Origin of the sequence: Clostridium uliginosum, assembly GCF_900112485.1 — a bacterium.
Lineage (GTDB): Bacteria > Bacillota > Clostridia > Clostridiales > Clostridiaceae > Clostridium > Clostridium uliginosum.
This window is the reverse complement of sequence record NZ_FOMG01000009.1, coordinates 37,245-53,941: the sequence shown is the minus strand read 5'-3', so window position 1 is coordinate 53,941 and position 16,697 is coordinate 37,245. Positions and strand designations below refer to the sequence as shown.

Genomic DNA, 16,697 nt, shown 5'->3' with positions numbered 1-16,697 from the left:
TCTTAATTTTAACATATGGATTTATATTTCAAATGTTTGTAAGTGTTTGTAAGTTTTTTAATAAAACTAACTAGTCAGTATGCTAGTATATTTTGTATCATATCTGTGTCAACAAAACATACTTTGCATCTTTGACTTATTATTTTCTTTCATATGCCTAAAAATAAATAATATTTATAATCAATAAGGTATCTGAAAAAATACCTTATGCAATTAAATTTAGGGGGTATAATTATGGAAAATTCAGAATTTATAAAATCTTTCGATGGTACTAAACTTTATATGGTAAAAAACTTAGTTGAAAATCCAAATGCCATCGTTGTAATCGTTCACGGTTTGGGAGAAGCATGTAATCGTTATGAGTACCTTGCTAAAAGTTTTAACAATAATAATTTTAGTACTTATCGTTTTGATCATAGAGGTCATGGTAGATCTGATGGAGATAAAGGTTATTACAAAGATTTCAATGATTTAATAGATGATGTAAACTTTGTAGTAGATCTTGCTAAATCAGAAAACAAAAATTTACCAATCTTTTTGATAGGACACAGCATGGGTGGTTTTGGTGTAGGTGCTTTTGGAACAAAGTATCCTAATAAAGTAACAGGTATTATTACTACAGGTGGTTTAACAAGAGATACCGGTCATGCGATCGATTCCATTCCTGTAGGACTTGATCCACATACTTATATGTCTAATGATATGACTGATATGATTTGTACTGATAAAGCTGTAGTAGAGGCATATAGATCTGATCCTTTAGTATTAAAGGAAATATCAGCAGGATTATATTATGAATTAGGTAAAGGTATTAAATGGCTAATTGAAAATAAAGAATGCTTTAAAGATCCAGTATTAATTCTTCATGGTAAAGATGATAAACTTATATCATGTCAAGATTCAAAAGATTTTTTTGCTTCTATTTCATCAGTGGACAAGCAAATTAAAATTTATGATAATTTATATCATGAAATTCTTAATGAACCTTGCCGTGATAATATTATAAGCTATATTAGTGACTGGATTAAACTTCATTTATAAGACATATTCAAAAAAATGGACTGTTCTCAAATTAAAACTTTTAATTTGAGACAATCCATTTTTTTATTTAACTATGTTTTAGAAAAGTGTTTATACTATATCAACAAACTTACTTAATAGACAAGCATACTGATCTATTATTTATTTTAATTTGCCTTAGATGCAAAGTTTTCAAATGCTTTTAAGAAATTATTAATATCATCTTCTGTATGCTTTACTGATAAAAACATAGATTCAAATTGTGATGGTGCTATATTAAATCCTTCACTTAACATATGTTTAAAATATCTTTTAAACATATTTGCATTACAAGTTTTAACATCATCATAAGTTCTTACTTCTTTTAAACTTGTAAAGAATAATGTTAACATTCCACCAACTCTATTAATAACCAAAGGTAATTTATAATTTTGTGCTATTTTTAAAATACCTTGTTCAAGCTTCATTCCTATATTTTCAACATAATCATAATATCCTAAATTGTTATTTAGTTTATTTAAAGTTGCAAGTCCTGCTGCCATAACTATAGGATTTCCTGACATTGTTCCTGCTTGGTATACTCCACCAACTGGAGATAGCTTCTCCATTATTTCTCTTTTACCACCATATGCTCCACATGGAAGTCCCCCTCCCATTATCTTTGCATATGTAACTAAGTCCGGTTTAACTTTAAATAATGTTTGAGCTCCTTTAAAAGCAACTCTAAATCCAGTCATTACTTCATCAAATATTAATAAAGATCCATATTCATCACATAAACTTCTTAGTTCTTCCATAAATGAATCTTCTGCTTTTATAACTCCCATATTACCTGCAACAGGTTCTATAATAACGCCTGCTATTTCATTTCCGTGTTTCTTAAAAAGTTCTTTTATTTGATTTTTATCATTATATACACCTATAAGTGTATTTTCTATACTCTCCTTCGGAACTCCAAGACATCCTGGTATTCCCTCTGTAAGTACACCTGATCCTGCTTCTATTAAGAAGCCATCAAAATGACCATGATAACATCCAGCAAATTTAACAATCTTACTTTTGCCTGTATATCCTCTTGCAAGTTTAACAGCACTCATAGTAGCTTCTGTACCTGAATTAACCATTCTTATCATATCAATGTTGTCTAAATGAGTACACATAAATTTACCTAAATCTAATTCCAGCTTTGTTGGTGCACCAAAAGCTAATGCATTTGCACTAGTTTCTTGAATTGCCTGTACAACATCTTCATCACAGTGTCCAAGAAATAATGGGCCCCAAGCTAACACAAAATCAATATATTCTTTGTTATCTTCATCCTTAATCATTACCCCTCTTCCAGACTTTATAACAGGTGGATTTAAATCCATACCATTAAATGCCCTAACAGGACTATTAACCCCTCCTGGCATATATTTTTTAGATTCTTCAAATATTTCATTACTATTCATAATTAACTACTCCTTAATTCGCATTTTATCAACAACTTGTTAACTTCTAATGTTATCCTTATTACTTGATATTTTTTTCAATTATCTTTGCGTTATGCAGTAAACAAAGAAATAAAAGGGAGGTGTTTGTGTAGTGTTGCATCAGAGGATTTGAATGTAGGCGTTTCTTCAATAGAAGTTGTTCCATTTCTTGCTTGTCCTGAGCTTGCCTCAGGAACAAGCAGAAATGGTGCAACTTCTATTGTTAGAAACCCACATTCAAATCCTCAGCAACCGAAACAAACACCTCCATTTTATTTCGGTTAGTTCACCACATAACTAAAATTTTCACTTTGGTATCTATCTTTTTAAAACCTTTGCTGCTTCTAAAGCATGGTAAGTTATAATGATATCAGCGCCTGCTCTTTTAATTGATGTTAGCATCTCCATCATAACTCTTTCTTCATCTATCAATCCAAGCTTTCCTGCAGATTTAATCATAGCATATTCTCCACTAACACTATAAGCTGCAATTGGCATATCAAAATGTTCTCTTCCATCTCTTATTATATCCAAATAAGAAAGAGCTGGTTTAACCATTATAATATCAGCACCTTCTTCTATATCCATTTGCATTTCTCTAAGTGCTTCTCTTCTATTTGCAGGGTCCATTTGATATGTTTTTCTATCTCCAAATTGAGGAGTTGAATTTGCTGCTTCTCTAAATGGTCCATAAAATGCTGAACAGTACTTAGCTGAATAACTCATTATACTAACATCTTGGTATCCATTTTCATCCAATACATTTCTTATGAATCCTATTCTACCATCCATCATATCTGAAGGTGCTACCATGTCAGCACCAGCTTTTGCATGAGAAAGTGATATTTTCCCTAAATACTCAAGTGTTTCATCATTACATACATCATTACCATGAATTATTCCACAATGTCCATGAGAAGTATATTCACACATACAAACATCAGTGATTACAAGTAACTCTTTATCTATTTCTTTTATTTTTCTAATAGCCTTTTGTACTATTCCAGAATCACTAAATCCTTCTGATCCAATTTCATCTTTTTTATCTGGTATTCCAAAAAGAATTACCCCTCCAATTTTAGCTTCTTGAACTTCCCTAACAACCTCTTCTAATCTATCAATAGAAAAATGATAATTATTTGGCAGTGAACTTATTTCTTTCTTTATATTTTCACCTTCAACTACAAAAATAGGATAAATGAAATCTTTAGGATTTAAAATTGTTTCTCTCACCATATCCCTAATAGCTGAATTTGCTCTAAGTCTTCTTCCTCTTTTTATCATAACTACACTTCCTTAATCAATTTTTTCAATGCAAAACCTTCAATATACAATCCCTAACTGTACATTGAAGGTTAAAATCCCCTCAAAACTTCTTCATATACCTAATACTCTTCTAAAACATAGCGAAATAAAATAACAAATCTGTATATCTAGTTCTTATTCTTCATAGCTAAGATTTTCTTTAAAAATCCTTCTTCTGAATGCTCACTGCACATTTCTGATGAGATATTATTTTTTTCTAAGGCCTCATAGGTCTTTGGCCCTATAGCTATAACTTTTTTCTTCTTAATCTCATCTAAGCCAACCATTTCAATCATATTATTAACTGTAGTTGGACTAGTGAAAAATACAATATCTACTTCATCAAATGCTCTTTTATTATTTATCTTGCCACAAACAGTTTCATACATCTTAACTTTATCTACAATTATTCCATTTTTCACAAGCTCTTCTTCTATGTATTTTCTGCTTTTAGATGAACATGGTAATAATAGTTTATCATTTTCTTTTATGCTAGGCTTTAACGCCTCTACTAAACCTTCTGACGCAAATTCTTCCGCTTTTATAAATGGAATAATTCCTCTTTTTTTAACTTCTCTTTCAGTAGCATTTCCTATTACAGAAATTTTTGCTTTTAATTTTCTTATATCATATTCCTTTTCCATCAAGTAATCAAAAAACACATTTACAGTATTCGCTGAAGTAAACGCTATATAATCATATTGTTCTAATTTATCAATATACTTTTCTAAACTATTTTGTATAGGCTTAATTTCTATTGAGTTAATTTCTGTAACTTCTGCACCCAATTCCATTAATGTATTTTTTAAATTTATTGCTTGTTTTTTAGCTCTAGTTATACATATATTTTTTCCAAACAATGGCTTATCTTCATACCACTTTAAGTCTTTATTTAAATTAACTACCTCTCCAACAACTATTATACAAGGAGATTTTAACTTAGCTTCCTTAACTTTTTCTTCAATATCACTTAAAGTTCCTATTACTTTCTTTTGCTTTGATGAAGTTCCCCTCATAACAACGCCGCAAGGAGTAACTGCATCTTTTCCATTAGATATTAATTTACTTACTATGTTTCCTAAATTCTCTAAGCCCATCATAAATACCAATGTTCCTTCTTCCATAGCAAGTGCCTTGAAATTGGTTTTCATGCTTCCAGCTGACATTCCTGTAACCACATGAAAGCTTTGAGCTATCCCCCTATGTGTTATTGGGATTCCTGCATAATTTAAAACAGCTATAGGTGAGGTTACTCCTGGAATAACTTCAAATGAAATATTTTCTTTAACCAAAGATAATACCTCTTCTCCACCACGCCCAAAAACATAAGGATCTCCACCCTTAATTCTTCCTACAACATGACCTTCTTTGGCAAGTTTTACTATCATTGAGTTAATCTCTTCTTGAGTTTTATAATGAGCACCTGGTTCTTTTCCACAATAATAAATCTTACAATCCTTATTTAAATAATTTAATATATTATTTGAAACTAATCTATCATATAATACTGCTGTACATTTTTCTAAAGCTTTAACTGCCTTTATTGTTAATAATTCTTCATCTCCTGGGCCTGTTCCCATAATGTATACTTGACTCATATATCTATATATCTCCCTTTAATATCTTTTTAGCTAATTTTATTCCAAGTTCAATATTTTGATTTTTATCACCTAAAATATCTTTTTTAATCACTTTATCTTTAACTTGATAATTACCTATCATATAAAGATCATTTCCTCTTATCTCTGAATATGCTCCTATAAGACTATGACAACCACCATTTAATTCTTTCATAAAACTTCTTTCAGCTTCAACCATTAACTTTGAAGTTTTATCTTCTAGTGCCTTAAAATATTGCTTGCAATCACTATTTTTTAAGCATTCAATTCCAAGTGCGCCTTGTGCTATTGCTGGTAAAAACTCTTTTGCATCAAAATATTCTGTTATAAGTTTTTCCTCACCTAATCTCTTTAATCCAGCTGCTGCTAAAATAATTCCATCTAAATTTTGAAGTTTCATCTTTTCTAGTCTTGTTTGAACATTTCCCCTTATTGAAACTATCTCCAAATCATTTCTAAGAATTTTAAGTTGAGCTGCTCTTCTTATGCTACTAGTTCCTATTTTTGCTCCCTTTGGCAAATCCTTAAAGCTTACATTATCCTTAGAAATAAGTACATCTCTTACATCTTCTCTTTCAGTTATCGCTACAATTTCAAATTCATCACTTATTGCAAATGGAACATCCTTCATGCTATGAACTGCGCCATGTGCCCTACCTTCTAAAAGTGCCATTTCTATATCCTTAACAAAAAGGCCTTTTCCACCTATCTTATCTAATGAAACATCTAACTTTCTATCGCCTTCAGTTATTATTAATAACTTTTCACTATTTATATTAAAACCATCTTTTAATCTCTTCATTATTATATCTGTTTGTACCTGTGCTAATTTACTTCTTCTCGTTGCTATTATTAAGTCTTTCATAGTTTGATTAATCCTCCAATAATTATTTAAGCATATATCTTGTGATAAGTTTGTTCATTAAAAGTGAATATAAGGCAACTGTAATTCCAAATCCAAATGAAAATTATTAGCTATGTTTTAACAGAGTGTTGAAACAAAGCGAAATTATTAAACCTTCACCTTGATTTAATTAAATATTCAACTGTTTCTTGTAAAAAGTACATTCTTAATACTAAATCACTTTTGCCCTTATCATAAAAATATTTAAAGTCCTCTGTTCCAATAAAATTTATTATATCTTTTTTATCATTTAAAAGAAGCTTTGCTCTATTTCTTAACCTAGTAGTAAATCCAATGAAATCATCATATTCCATTAATAGCTCACTAACCTTATTAGAAAGTAATACTGCACCTTTAGGATTGCCACCTTTTGTATTTAAAGCAAATGTTATATTTTTAAGACTTCTCTGTATTGGTACAACTCCCATTCCATTTATAAAATGTGATGAATCTATATATATTTTGCAATTCTCTTCACAATAATTCGTTATCTTATCTATGATACTTTTATCATCTATAGTTATTAAAACAATATGTTTATCTTTTAGAAAATCATAACTAAAATTCTTCTTTACAAGTTTTAATTTATCATTTGAATTTTTAGAAAGATCAATTACATCTTGATTAAATTCCTTTGATAACACCTCAACGCAACATCCTGTTTTTATAAAATGTCTAATCTTTAATAATCCTGCTCTTCCCCCACCTATTACTCCAACTTTTATTTTACTAGAAAGCAAAGAAATGAAGGAATATTCTACTTCTTCATCATGAAAATCTTCTCTATTATCCTCAGACATTCTCCTTCACTCCCTCTTAAAGTCTCTTCTTTCATTACTTCAATAGCTCTATTTATGTAAAAATCTGATGCACTTTTAATTAACTTGCTTGCCAAATGAATATCATCTTTACTCTTAGCCTTATTTTCAAAAGTTGTTATCCTATTCTCATAAACATCTTTGCTAACACCTTTTATTCTTCTAATTAATGGTACTATAATTCTAAGCCTTTTCCACTCATAATATTCATTTATATATTTTTCTAAAATAAATTTATTTTCATCCATCTTATCAAAACGCATTTTTTTATTTCCATCATTAATTAAACTAATGTTATCAATGTTATATACAAATGCTCTATCTAAACTCTCTACATCATTATCTATATCCCTTGGAACTGCTAAATCATAAATGAATAATTTATCTCCACTTTCATTAATATCTCTTTTTTTAATAACTGGATGTGGTGCTGAAGTACATGAAATTATGCACTGAGTTTCATCTATGTATTGATTTTTTTCTTCAAAGTTAATTACCTTAACCCTATTATCATAAATTTGTTCTTTTATTTTCATATTCCTAACCACTAAATACACACACTCTATCTTATGAGCTAGCAAATATTTCATAGTTAATTGTCCTACTTCTCCATAACCTAATAACATAAATTTAGTACACCCATTATTAATAGCCTCATTTACCACAATTGAAGCTGAAGAAACTGGTATCTCAAACAATCTTGATTCACTCTTAAATCGCTTTCCACAAGTTATGGCACTTTGAAATAACCTTTGCAATTCTAAATTTACAGCTTTTTGCTCTAATGACTTAAAATAAGCATTTTTTACTTGACCTAAAATTTGATCCTCACCCAAAATTTTTGAATGAAAACCACAAGTTACTTCAAATAAATGCTTACAAGCATTTTCATCTTTTGAGATAAAAACATATTCTCTATATTCATAATTCCAATTAAAAACCTCAAAAATCTTTTTTAATAGTTCTTCTTCATAAAAAGAAGCATTAAAATAGATTTCTGTCCTATTACAGGTTGCAAGTATAACTACCTCTTCTAGGTCTTTTAATAATTGATTTATATATTCTGTACACATATTGGGTTTTATTGTTAACTTCTCTCTAATTTCTATTGGTGTATTTTTTTTAATTCCTAATAAGCCTATCATGTATTATTTCCACCTTATATAAGTTTTTATATCTTTTCCTCTGTTTTAAAACCGTGTTGATATTGTTACATATTGTTCAGTGTGCTAAGGGAATTGATATAGGAAACTCGACTCATATTCATTCGCTGAGTAAATTCGAGCAGCAAAATATAAAATGCTCACAGAGAAAGTTCGAGGACCCAAATATAAAATTTGGACTCTTACTTTTTGACTCTCACTTAAGAATTCTAAAAGCCAAATTCCAATGCACACTTCACAAAAATGTAACAATATCAACACTATATTAAAACAGAACACTATTTTTTTGTTCTTATCTTCTTATCTTCTTATCTTCTTATCTTCTTATCTTCTTATCTTCTTATCTTCTTATCTTCTTATCTTCTAGTCATTATATCTTATTTTATACCAAAACATACTATTTGAAAATTAAATACTACTAATTTAATAGTTTATCAGATAACAATAATTCTTTTCAAGAAAATATTATAAATTAAATGAATAGGCTATGTTTTAGAAAAATGTTTATATTACAATATCAACATTTTTCTAAAACATAGCCAATAAATAAAAAATAAATTATTTACCTATTCTAATTTCTGTTCACTTAAGGAATCAACATATTCTTTGGCTTCCTTTAACCCCGTCCCAGTAGCAATTCTATATTTTTTAATTGCTTCAATCTTTTTACCTTCTAGAATAAGACTTTTTAATTCATCTGTTATTGTATCTGGCACGCCAACTTGTTTAGCAATCTTATTTAAGGTTAAGTTAATGCGTGCAACATCATTTTTTAACTGACTAATAGTACTTACTATAATCATTAATAATCCGGCTCCCATAAGTGCCCAAATAACTTTATTATCCATACAATATCACTACTCCATTCTTAATAATAAATAACAGTTAAATCTTTTAAGCAAAGTTTCACTACACCCTAACTTTTCTTTCATATATTTTATTTATTTCCTTGAGTAACCTTAATTTCTTTTCCCTTAAAAACGATAGCAAGTTTTACTATATCTTGTATTCCTTTTTCCAATAATTCTGTTTCATATTTCTTATCTTCTATTTGCTTTAGTGCTTTCGCTGTTCCTTCTTCTATTGTATCATGTAAGAAATCATCAATCTTCTTAAATTCAATAATAATTCCTATTTTAGAAGTATCTTTTGGAATTATCATAACATCATATCTTCCATATCCACTTTCTTTATTTGACTTAACCTCATAACTTTTTGAAAGTGATATAAGCATTCCAAGTACAAAGGCATGATAAACTCTTTCTGGTTCTTTACCAGATACATCAAAGTAACTTATATTATTTATTACAAATTCTTTGAATAATCCTGCAAAAATCTCTATGTCACCAGTTATTAGAGTTTTTAACATCAACTCATATTTTTGACTTGTCATTGATTCTTGAAACCATTTTTTAATTAGATTATTATAGAAAATAAGCACTTCTTTATTAGGAATTTTAAGCTCACAATGCAATATTCCTTCTATATTTTCTGTCTTAACTGCTTTTAAATACCCACTCAAAGTTAAAAAACTCCAAATGTTTTCATTAGAATCTTCAACCTCTGACATAACTATGCTATCATCAATTATTTTACTTATTGAATTTCCTTCTATAAGCTCTTCTAATTCAAGCTTCATATTATTATCGCCTTTAAGTAGCAATTTCTTTATTAAATCATTACTGCTACTATTAATCCAATAAGGCATAAAGCCCATTTCATTATTATCAATATAATTTAAAACTGACCATGGATTATATATTACTTTTCCACCAAAAACATATCCATTGTACCAAGTTTTTATATCTTCACTTTTCTCTTGCAAATTATAATATTGCAATAGTTCTTTTAATTCTTCTTCTGTAAATCCAAATTTATCACTAAATTTAAAACTTAATATAGTATTTACTTGCAGATTATTAAGACCTGAAAAAATACTTTCTTTTGCAACTCTAAGTATTCCTGTTATCATTGATTTTTCTAAATATATATTATCTTTAAGTGCTGATGTTAACAAATTTCTAATTAAAACAATCATTTCATTGTAATACCCTCGTATATATGCTTCTTGAATTGGTACATCATATTCATCTATAAATAACATTACTTTTCTTCCATAATGTTTATTTAAATAATACATCAAATCATTTATACTGTTTTGCAGCTCCGCTATATTAATATCTTCATTTAAAACCTTTTTGTATTTATTTTTATCAAGGTCTGTTAACTTACCACTTTCTAGTAAATACTCATGTTCTCTATATAAATTAAAAATTAATACTATCATTCCATCTATAAAATCATTATACGACATATGTTTTTGATTTTTAAAAGTAATAAAAATAACAGGATATTCCCCTTGAAGTTTCATTATTTCTTTTTGATCTTCTATTTTTAATCCATTAAATAAATCTTTAGTATCTGCTTTAGTTCTTATATCAAAGAAATATCTAAGCATACTTAAATTTAAAGTCTTACCAAATCGTCTTGGTCTAGGGGTTAATATTATTTTTGCTCCATTCTCTAAGAACTCTTTTATTAATAAACTTTTATCTACGAAATAATTATTTTCTTCTATTAATTCTTTAAAGTCAGATGTTCCTATTTGTATGGTTTTTTTCATTTAATGCACCTTCTCCCTTTTCCCATTTCTAATTTAATTATACATTATTATAGCCAATTTTACTGTATTTTAATAATATTATTCTACTCCTTACTATCACACCATATAATCACATTTGTGAATTACTCTTTATATACAATACCTTTACACAGTTATTTTCTAATTGTTTTTTGTAACTAAATGTATTATACTTATATCAGATACTTTTGAAAGTATCTGATATAAGTATGAATTTAAAGTTAGGTGTTAAATATGAATAATTTATCAGGAAAACCACAGGTTATGAAAAAAGTAAATAGTGCATTAATTAAACAAATTTTAAAAGAAAAAGGTTCTGCTACTAAAGCACAGATAACTGAGAATACAGGAATCAGTACTACTACAGTAAGAACTCTACTGGAAGAATTGATTATAAACAAACAAATCATCAGTTTAGGACTTGATGATTCTAGTGGAGGAAGAAGAGCTGAAAGGTATACTCTTAATTTGGATGATAATATTTCTTTATCATTTTATATTGAAAATGAGTTTATTAACTATGCACTCACTAACCCATTAGGCGATATTATTGAAAATAAAACTGTCAAAATCGAGAAAAATAACCATGAAAAGTCTTTAGAAAAAATTATAGATAAAATACTTAAAGACAGCAATATTAAAGTTATAGGGATAGGTATATCAGGAGTAGTTGATAAGGGGAATTATTTCTCTGGAAAAGAACTTACTGATTGGAAAAAATTCAATATAGGAGAGTATATTGAGGAAAAATATACTATTCCTGTTGTATTAGAAAACAATCTAAATGCAATAGCTCTTGGATTTAGTCTAAATTACCTAAAGGAAATGAAAACGTTAAATATGAAATCTTTAAATCTTGTCTATATTCATTTTACAGAGGATGGTGTAGGTGCTGGAATAATAGCTAATGGTCAACTTATACGAGGAGAAAATAATTTTGCAGGAGAATTAGGTTTTATTCCTATAAATAATCACGGGCATTTAGAACATATTCTAAATAATAATCCTAGTGATGAAACTTATGTAAATGTTGTTTCACATGTTATAGCTATTTTAAATTGTGTTATCAATCCATCTTTTATTGTAATAGGAGGAACTACTCTAAGAAAAAATCTTCTAGATAAAATAAAAAATAATTGTAAAAATTATTTAGCTAATAATATTATACCTGAAATCATCTTGTCTAAAGATAGTAAAAAAGATTATTTAGCTGGAATAACTTATTTAGCTACTGAATTTATGTATTCAGATATAAAGCTTACTAAAAAGCAAATATAGAATTTAGATTGGAGAATATCATGATAAATTGGATTATTTTTGATGTTGATGGAACCTTAATAGAAACAGCTTTATCAAATACTTTGGCATTACAAGATACTATGAAAGCTTTACATGGCAAAGAGTATTCAGAAGAAGAACTCCGAAAATTAATGGGTATACCTGGAGATGAAGCTTTACGAAAAATTGGTATTAAAGAAGAAAATATTACAAGTACGTGGATATTTTGGGAAAATAAAGTTAAGAACTACTTAAACTATAATTATGTGTTTGAAGGAGTAAAAGATATGCTTTATTCCTTAAACAAAAAATATTCTCTTGCAATAGTAACTTCTAAAACACATACACAGTTAAATAATGATTTAAAAGATACTGGAATTTTAGATTACTTTAATATATGGATATGTAAAGAAGATACGGAAAAGCATAAGCCAAATCCAGATCCATTAATAAAGGTCATGGAAAAAGCACATATAAATCCAGAAGAGGCTATCTATCTTGGAGATGCTTTAGTAGACTATGAATCAGCTAAATCTGCAGGTATGAGATTTGCACATTGCAGGTATTCAGAAAAAACAGATGATATTAATTGTAAACTTATTTTTAATAAACCCATTGAAATTACAAATTATTTCATAAAATAATAGCTTATTGTAAGCATATTAAGGCGTAATAGCAAATCTTAGCGTTACTTAATATCTTTTAATAATAAGATGGTACTGTTGCTTATACTAATTCAAAAAAATTATTTTGCAACAGCACCTTTATATCAATATTATTGCTAATTTTACCTCATTTCATTATATACACTTTTAATTTTCTAATAAGTTATTTGCTATTTCAGCTTTAGTCTAATCTTTTTGAAAATCTAAATACTCTAATACTTAAAGTATTTCATTTAAATATCTCTTTACTTTTACATCGCCTAAACCACCTATCTTATAATGCTCTTTCATTTCTTCTAATTCAATCTTATCATTACAAAATACATTTAAATATGTAAAAACAATATTATCATTTGTCTTTTATATTATTAGGTATTTTATTAATAAGTTTTACACATACTATTTTTATTAATAAAAGCCCAAGGAGTGAAATGTATGCTTTCTAAATTTAAAAGATATTTGATAGGTAAGCCTTTAACATCTGAACAATTGAAGCATGAAAAATTTAATGTATTAACAGGGTTATCTCTACTTTCAAGTGATGCTATATCATCTGTAGCATATGCGAGTGAGGAAATTTTATGGATTTTAGTACCTTTAATAGGCGTACTATCATATACATATATGTTTTATTTATCTATTGCTATAATTATCTTATTATTTATTTTGGTTTTTTCTTATAGACAAACTATCGATAGTTATCCTAACGGTGGAGGTTCATATATTGTTGCAAAAGACAATCTTGGAACCGTTGCAGGATTAGTGGCTGGAGCATCACTTACAATAGATTATATTTTAACGGTTGCAGTAAGTGCTAGTGCTGGTACTTCTGCTATTACATCAGCTATACCTTCATTATTACCGTTTAAGGTAATTATAACATTAATATTTATATGGATAATGGCAGTAGGAAATTTAAGAGGACTTAGTGAATCGGCTAAGCTATTTACTGCACCTACATATTTATTTATAGCTACTATGTTTATAATGATAGGCTATGGAATAATAAAAATTAAATTTTTGGGATATGTACCTATTAAAGCTACATTAAGTTATGCCACTACAGATATTTCCATTTTAATGATTCTTAGAGCTTTTGCTGGAGGTTGTACTGCTCTTACTGGAGTAGAAGCTATTAGTAATGGAGTACCAAATTTTAAAGAACCTCATCAAGAAAATGCTAAAAGAGTATTATTTTTTTTAGGATTAATTATAGTAATAGTTTTTGGAGGAATGTCATATTTAGCAACATTATATCAAGCAGTACCAAATCTTGACAAAACAATTATTTCTCAAATTGCTTCACAAGTTTTTGGAAATAATTTTATGTTTTATTTAGTTCAAATTACAACAACTTTAATTTTAATTTTAGCAGCAAATACGTCTTTTTCAGATTTACCTTTACTTTTATCTGTTATAGCAAGAGATGGATTTGCACCAAGACAGTTTACAGCTAGAGGTGATAGGCTTAGTTATTCTAATGGAATAATTGTACTTTGCTTTATTTCAAGTATATTAGTTGTTATATTTAAAGGTGAAGCACATTATTTACTTCCTCTTTATGCAGTGGGGGTATTTACTTCATTCACATTATCTCAAACTGGTATGTTTGTAAAATGGGTTAAGAATAAACCTAGTGGATGGATACACAAGGCATTTTTTAATGGACTTGGAGCTATAGTTACATTTGTTACAGCATTAATAATAGGCTATACTAAATTTATACATGGTGCTTGGATTGTTTGTATATTAATTCCATGTTTTGTATATATAATGCTTAAAATAAAAAGTCATTACATAGATACTGCTAATCAATTAAGTATGGAAGGTCAGGCATTAAAACTTCCGGATTCTGAAAAAGTAAAACATTTTATAATACCTATAGGTGGCGTGAACAAATCAGTTTTAAAAACTCTTAATTATGCTAAATGTCTATCAAAGGATATTGTTGCTTTTCATATATCAGTAAATGATGAAGAAACAGAGATAATACAAAAAAAATGGAAACAATATAAAATAGATATTCCCCTTATTATAAGGAAATCACCATATAGGGAGGTTATAGGTCCACTGATGGAATATATTCATTCAGATGAATATCCTTCTAAACAAGATGATATAGTAACTATAGTTATTCCACAATTTGTAGTAAGTGCATGGTGGGGAAATATACTTCATAATCATACTGCTTTATTTTTAAAGAGCAATTTGCTTAAAAATAAAAATATAGCTGTTATAACAGTACCTTATGTAATTCAACATCATCATATTAATATTAATGATAGTTTCTCAAAGAAATAAAAACAATAGTTAGTTCAAAAAATTATAAAGTGTACCATTTGTCAAGGACAGTTTTAAAAAAGATTATATTAAGTTAAAAGATGATTTCTGTATTATGTGAACAGGAGTCATCTTTTTTAGATTCCATTGACATCTGTTAATTATTATGATAATCAATATATTTATCTATCTCTTTTACATGCACTTTCTACAATAATAAACCTATAGATTTAGTCTAATCTTTTTGAAAATCTAAGCACTCTAGTACTTAAAGTATTCTATTCCTATTGCTTCTCTAACTTGTGAAATAGTATTTACAGCTGTGTTTCTTGCATCATTACTTCCTTGTTTTAAAACGTCATATACATATGCTATATCTCTTTCAAATTCTTTTCTTTTGTTTCTTATTGGTTCAAGTTCTGCTTGAAGTATTTCATTTAAATACCTCTTTACTTTTATATCACCTAAACCACCCATCTTATAATGCTCTTTCATTTCTTCTAATTCAATCTTATCATTACAAAATACATCTAAATATGTAAAAACAGTATTATTATTTATCTCCCCTGGGTCCTCTACTCTAATATGATTTGGATCTGTATACATAGACATAACTTTCTTTTTTATTATATCTGGTTCATCTGATAGATATATTGCATTATTTAATGACTTGCTCATTTTAGTTTTTCCATCAATTCCTGGTAGTCTTCCTAATCCCTCCTTTGGAAGCACTGCTCTTGGTTCTATTAATATATCCTTTTTATAGATAGAATTAAAACTTCTTACAATCTCTCTAGTTTGTTCAATCATAGGCATTTGATCTTCTCCAACCGGAACAATATCTGCCTTAAAAGCTGTAATATCAGCAGCTTGACTTACAGGATAAATAAGAAATCCAGCTGGAATACTTATCTTAAAATCTTTTTCTTTAATTTCACTTTTAACTGTTGGATTTCGCTCTAATCTTGAAACTGTAACTAGGTTTAAATAGTGCATAGTTAATTCATTAAGTTCTGGGATTTGTGATTGAATAAAAATTGTAGATTTTGATGGATCTATTCCAACGGCTAAATAATCTAATGCAACCTCTATTAAACTATTTCTAATTTTTTCTGGATTCTTTGCATTATCAGTTAAAGCTTGTTGATCTGCTATCATTATATAACTGTTATACAAATCACAATTTTGCAACTTCACTCTGTTCATTAAAGATCCTACATAGTGCCCAATATGCAATTTTCCTGTTGGTCTATCTCCTGTTAAAATTACTTGCTTTTTCATAAAACTCACTCCTCAATTTAATTTTTATAAAAACAAAAAAACTCCGTCCTAAATTAATAGGACGGAGATAATATCCGTGTTGCCACCTAAATTGTGTAGTAACATATAGTTAACTATAATTTTAGTTAACATTGCTTAACTACACCACTCAAAATCAAGTACTAACATACTCTATCTGCTATAAGGTGCAGCCCGCCATTCCGATACTCTCTAATATGATTTCTCTTTATTCCTCTAAGGCCCATTCATTA

Annotated in this window: 14 protein-coding genes and 1 pseudogene; 5 read left to right on the top strand and 10 right to left on the bottom strand. The window is 28.2% G+C overall.

Annotated features, from left to right (window positions below; all coding sequences use genetic code 11):
• Nucleotides 1–234 precede the first annotated feature (234 nt).
• Nucleotides 235–1,041, top strand: a complete 807-nt coding sequence (locus BM027_RS07845; protein WP_090090551.1) for an alpha/beta hydrolase — start codon at nt 235–237, stop codon at nt 1,039–1,041.
• Between the two features lie 146 nt (nt 1,042–1,187).
• Here the strand turns inward: BM027_RS07845 and hemL are convergent, their stop codons facing one another.
• Nucleotides 1,188–2,471, bottom strand: coding sequence for a glutamate-1-semialdehyde 2,1-aminomutase (hemL, locus tag BM027_RS07840; RefSeq protein ID WP_090090549.1), 1,284 nt, complete (start codon nt 2,469–2,471; stop codon nt 1,188–1,190).
• Nucleotides 2,472–2,597: 126 nt separating this feature from the next.
• On the opposite strand from hemL, the gene BM027_RS07835 reads away from it, so the two are divergent.
• Nucleotides 2,598–2,777 carry a hypothetical protein gene (locus BM027_RS07835; RefSeq protein ID WP_090090547.1) on the top strand — a complete coding sequence of 60 codons (180 nt, stop codon included), beginning with the start codon at nt 2,598–2,600 and terminating at the stop codon, nt 2,775–2,777.
• 33 nt (nt 2,778–2,810) lie between these two features.
• Here the strand turns inward: BM027_RS07835 and hemB are convergent, their stop codons facing one another.
• The 7 genes from hemB to BM027_RS07800 form a co-directional block, all read right to left on the bottom strand.
• Nucleotides 2,811–3,776, bottom strand: coding sequence for a porphobilinogen synthase (gene hemB / locus BM027_RS07830; protein ID WP_090090544.1), 966 nt, complete (start codon nt 3,774–3,776; stop codon nt 2,811–2,813).
• A gap of 149 nt (nt 3,777–3,925) precedes the next feature.
• Entirely contained in the window at nt 3,926–5,395 is a 1,470-nt protein-coding gene (gene cobA, locus BM027_RS07825) for a uroporphyrinogen-III C-methyltransferase (protein WP_090090542.1), read from the bottom strand.
• Between the two features lie 4 nt (nt 5,396–5,399).
• Entirely contained in the window at nt 5,400–6,281 is an 882-nt protein-coding gene (gene hemC / locus BM027_RS07820) for a hydroxymethylbilane synthase (protein ID WP_090090540.1), read from the bottom strand.
• A 155-nt stretch (nt 6,282–6,436) separates the two neighbouring features.
• Nucleotides 6,437–7,120, bottom strand: a complete 684-nt coding sequence (locus tag BM027_RS07815) for an NAD(P)-dependent oxidoreductase (RefSeq protein ID WP_090090538.1) — start codon at nt 7,118–7,120, stop codon at nt 6,437–6,439.
• On the bottom strand, nt 7,078–8,283 hold the full coding sequence (gene hemA, locus BM027_RS07810; protein ID WP_090090536.1) for a glutamyl-tRNA reductase: 1,206 nt from the start codon (nt 8,281–8,283) through the stop codon (nt 7,078–7,080). Before hemA ends, BM027_RS07815 begins: the two co-directional genes overlap by 43 nt.
• Before the next feature lie 584 nt (nt 8,284–8,867).
• Nucleotides 8,868–9,149: a ribosomal protein L7/L12 gene (locus BM027_RS07805; protein ID WP_090090534.1), complete on the bottom strand. Its 282-nt coding sequence runs from the start codon at nt 9,147–9,149 to the stop codon at nt 8,868–8,870.
• 89 nt (nt 9,150–9,238) lie between these two features.
• Nucleotides 9,239–10,924 (bottom strand): AAA family ATPase, encoded by a 1,686-nt coding sequence (locus BM027_RS07800; protein WP_090090532.1) that lies wholly within the window; start codon nt 10,922–10,924, stop codon nt 9,239–9,241.
• Between the two features lie 252 nt (nt 10,925–11,176).
• On the opposite strand from BM027_RS07800, the gene BM027_RS07795 reads away from it, so the two are divergent.
• Nucleotides 11,177–12,220: an ROK family protein gene (locus tag BM027_RS07795; protein ID WP_090090530.1), complete on the top strand. Its 1,044-nt coding sequence runs from the start codon at nt 11,177–11,179 to the stop codon at nt 12,218–12,220.
• A gap of 20 nt (nt 12,221–12,240) precedes the next feature.
• A complete protein-coding gene (locus BM027_RS07790; protein ID WP_090090528.1) occupies nt 12,241–12,864 on the top strand; it encodes an HAD family hydrolase in 624 nt (207 codons plus the stop codon).
• Nucleotides 12,865–13,107: 243 nt separating this feature from the next.
• On the opposite strand, the pseudogene BM027_RS18500 reads toward BM027_RS07790, so the two are convergent.
• Nucleotides 13,108–13,233 (bottom strand): annotated as a pseudogene (locus BM027_RS18500) (tryptophan--tRNA ligase); the annotation flags it as partial.
• A gap of 87 nt (nt 13,234–13,320) precedes the next feature.
• Between BM027_RS18500 and BM027_RS07785 the strand changes: the two are divergent.
• Complete coding sequence (locus BM027_RS07785) at nt 13,321–15,186, top strand: APC family permease (RefSeq protein WP_090090526.1); 1,866 nt, start codon at nt 13,321–13,323, stop codon at nt 15,184–15,186.
• A gap of 240 nt (nt 15,187–15,426) precedes the next feature.
• On the opposite strand, the gene trpS is transcribed toward BM027_RS07785, so the two are convergent.
• Nucleotides 15,427–16,446, bottom strand: coding sequence for a tryptophan--tRNA ligase (gene trpS / locus BM027_RS07780; protein ID WP_090090524.1), 1,020 nt, complete (start codon nt 16,444–16,446; stop codon nt 15,427–15,429).
• Nucleotides 16,447–16,697: the final 251 nt, after the last annotated feature.

Bases quoted from the DNA above. Each gene is read 5' to 3' on its own strand.
- BM027_RS07845 (WP_090090551.1), top strand. From the start codon at position 235: ATGGAAAATTCAGAATTTATAAAATCTTTCGATGGTACTAAACTTTAT.
- hemL (WP_090090549.1), bottom strand. From the start codon at position 2,471: ATGAATAGTAATGAAATATTTGAAGAATCTAAAAAATATATGCCAGGA.
- hemB (WP_090090544.1), bottom strand. From the start codon at position 3,776: ATGATAAAAAGAGGAAGAAGACTTAGAGCAAATTCAGCTATTAGGGAT.
- cobA (WP_090090542.1), bottom strand. From the start codon at position 5,395: ATGAGTCAAGTATACATTATGGGAACAGGCCCAGGAGATGAAGAATTA.
- hemC (WP_090090540.1), bottom strand. From the start codon at position 6,281: ATGAAAGACTTAATAATAGCAACGAGAAGAAGTAAATTAGCACAGGTA.
- BM027_RS07815 (WP_090090538.1), bottom strand. From the start codon at position 7,120: ATGTCTGAGGATAATAGAGAAGATTTTCATGATGAAGAAGTAGAATAT.
- hemA (WP_090090536.1), bottom strand. From the start codon at position 8,283: ATGATAGGCTTATTAGGAATTAAAAAAAATACACCAATAGAAATTAGA.
- BM027_RS07805 (WP_090090534.1), bottom strand. From the start codon at position 9,149: ATGGATAATAAAGTTATTTGGGCACTTATGGGAGCCGGATTATTAATG.
- BM027_RS07800 (WP_090090532.1), bottom strand. From the start codon at position 10,924: ATGAAAAAAACCATACAAATAGGAACATCTGACTTTAAAGAATTAATA.
- BM027_RS07795 (WP_090090530.1), top strand. From the start codon at position 11,177: ATGAATAATTTATCAGGAAAACCACAGGTTATGAAAAAAGTAAATAGT.
- BM027_RS07790 (WP_090090528.1), top strand. From the start codon at position 12,241: ATGATAAATTGGATTATTTTTGATGTTGATGGAACCTTAATAGAAACA.
- BM027_RS07785 (WP_090090526.1), top strand. From the start codon at position 13,321: ATGCTTTCTAAATTTAAAAGATATTTGATAGGTAAGCCTTTAACATCT.
- trpS (WP_090090524.1), bottom strand. From the start codon at position 16,446: ATGAAAAAGCAAGTAATTTTAACAGGAGATAGACCAACAGGAAAATTG.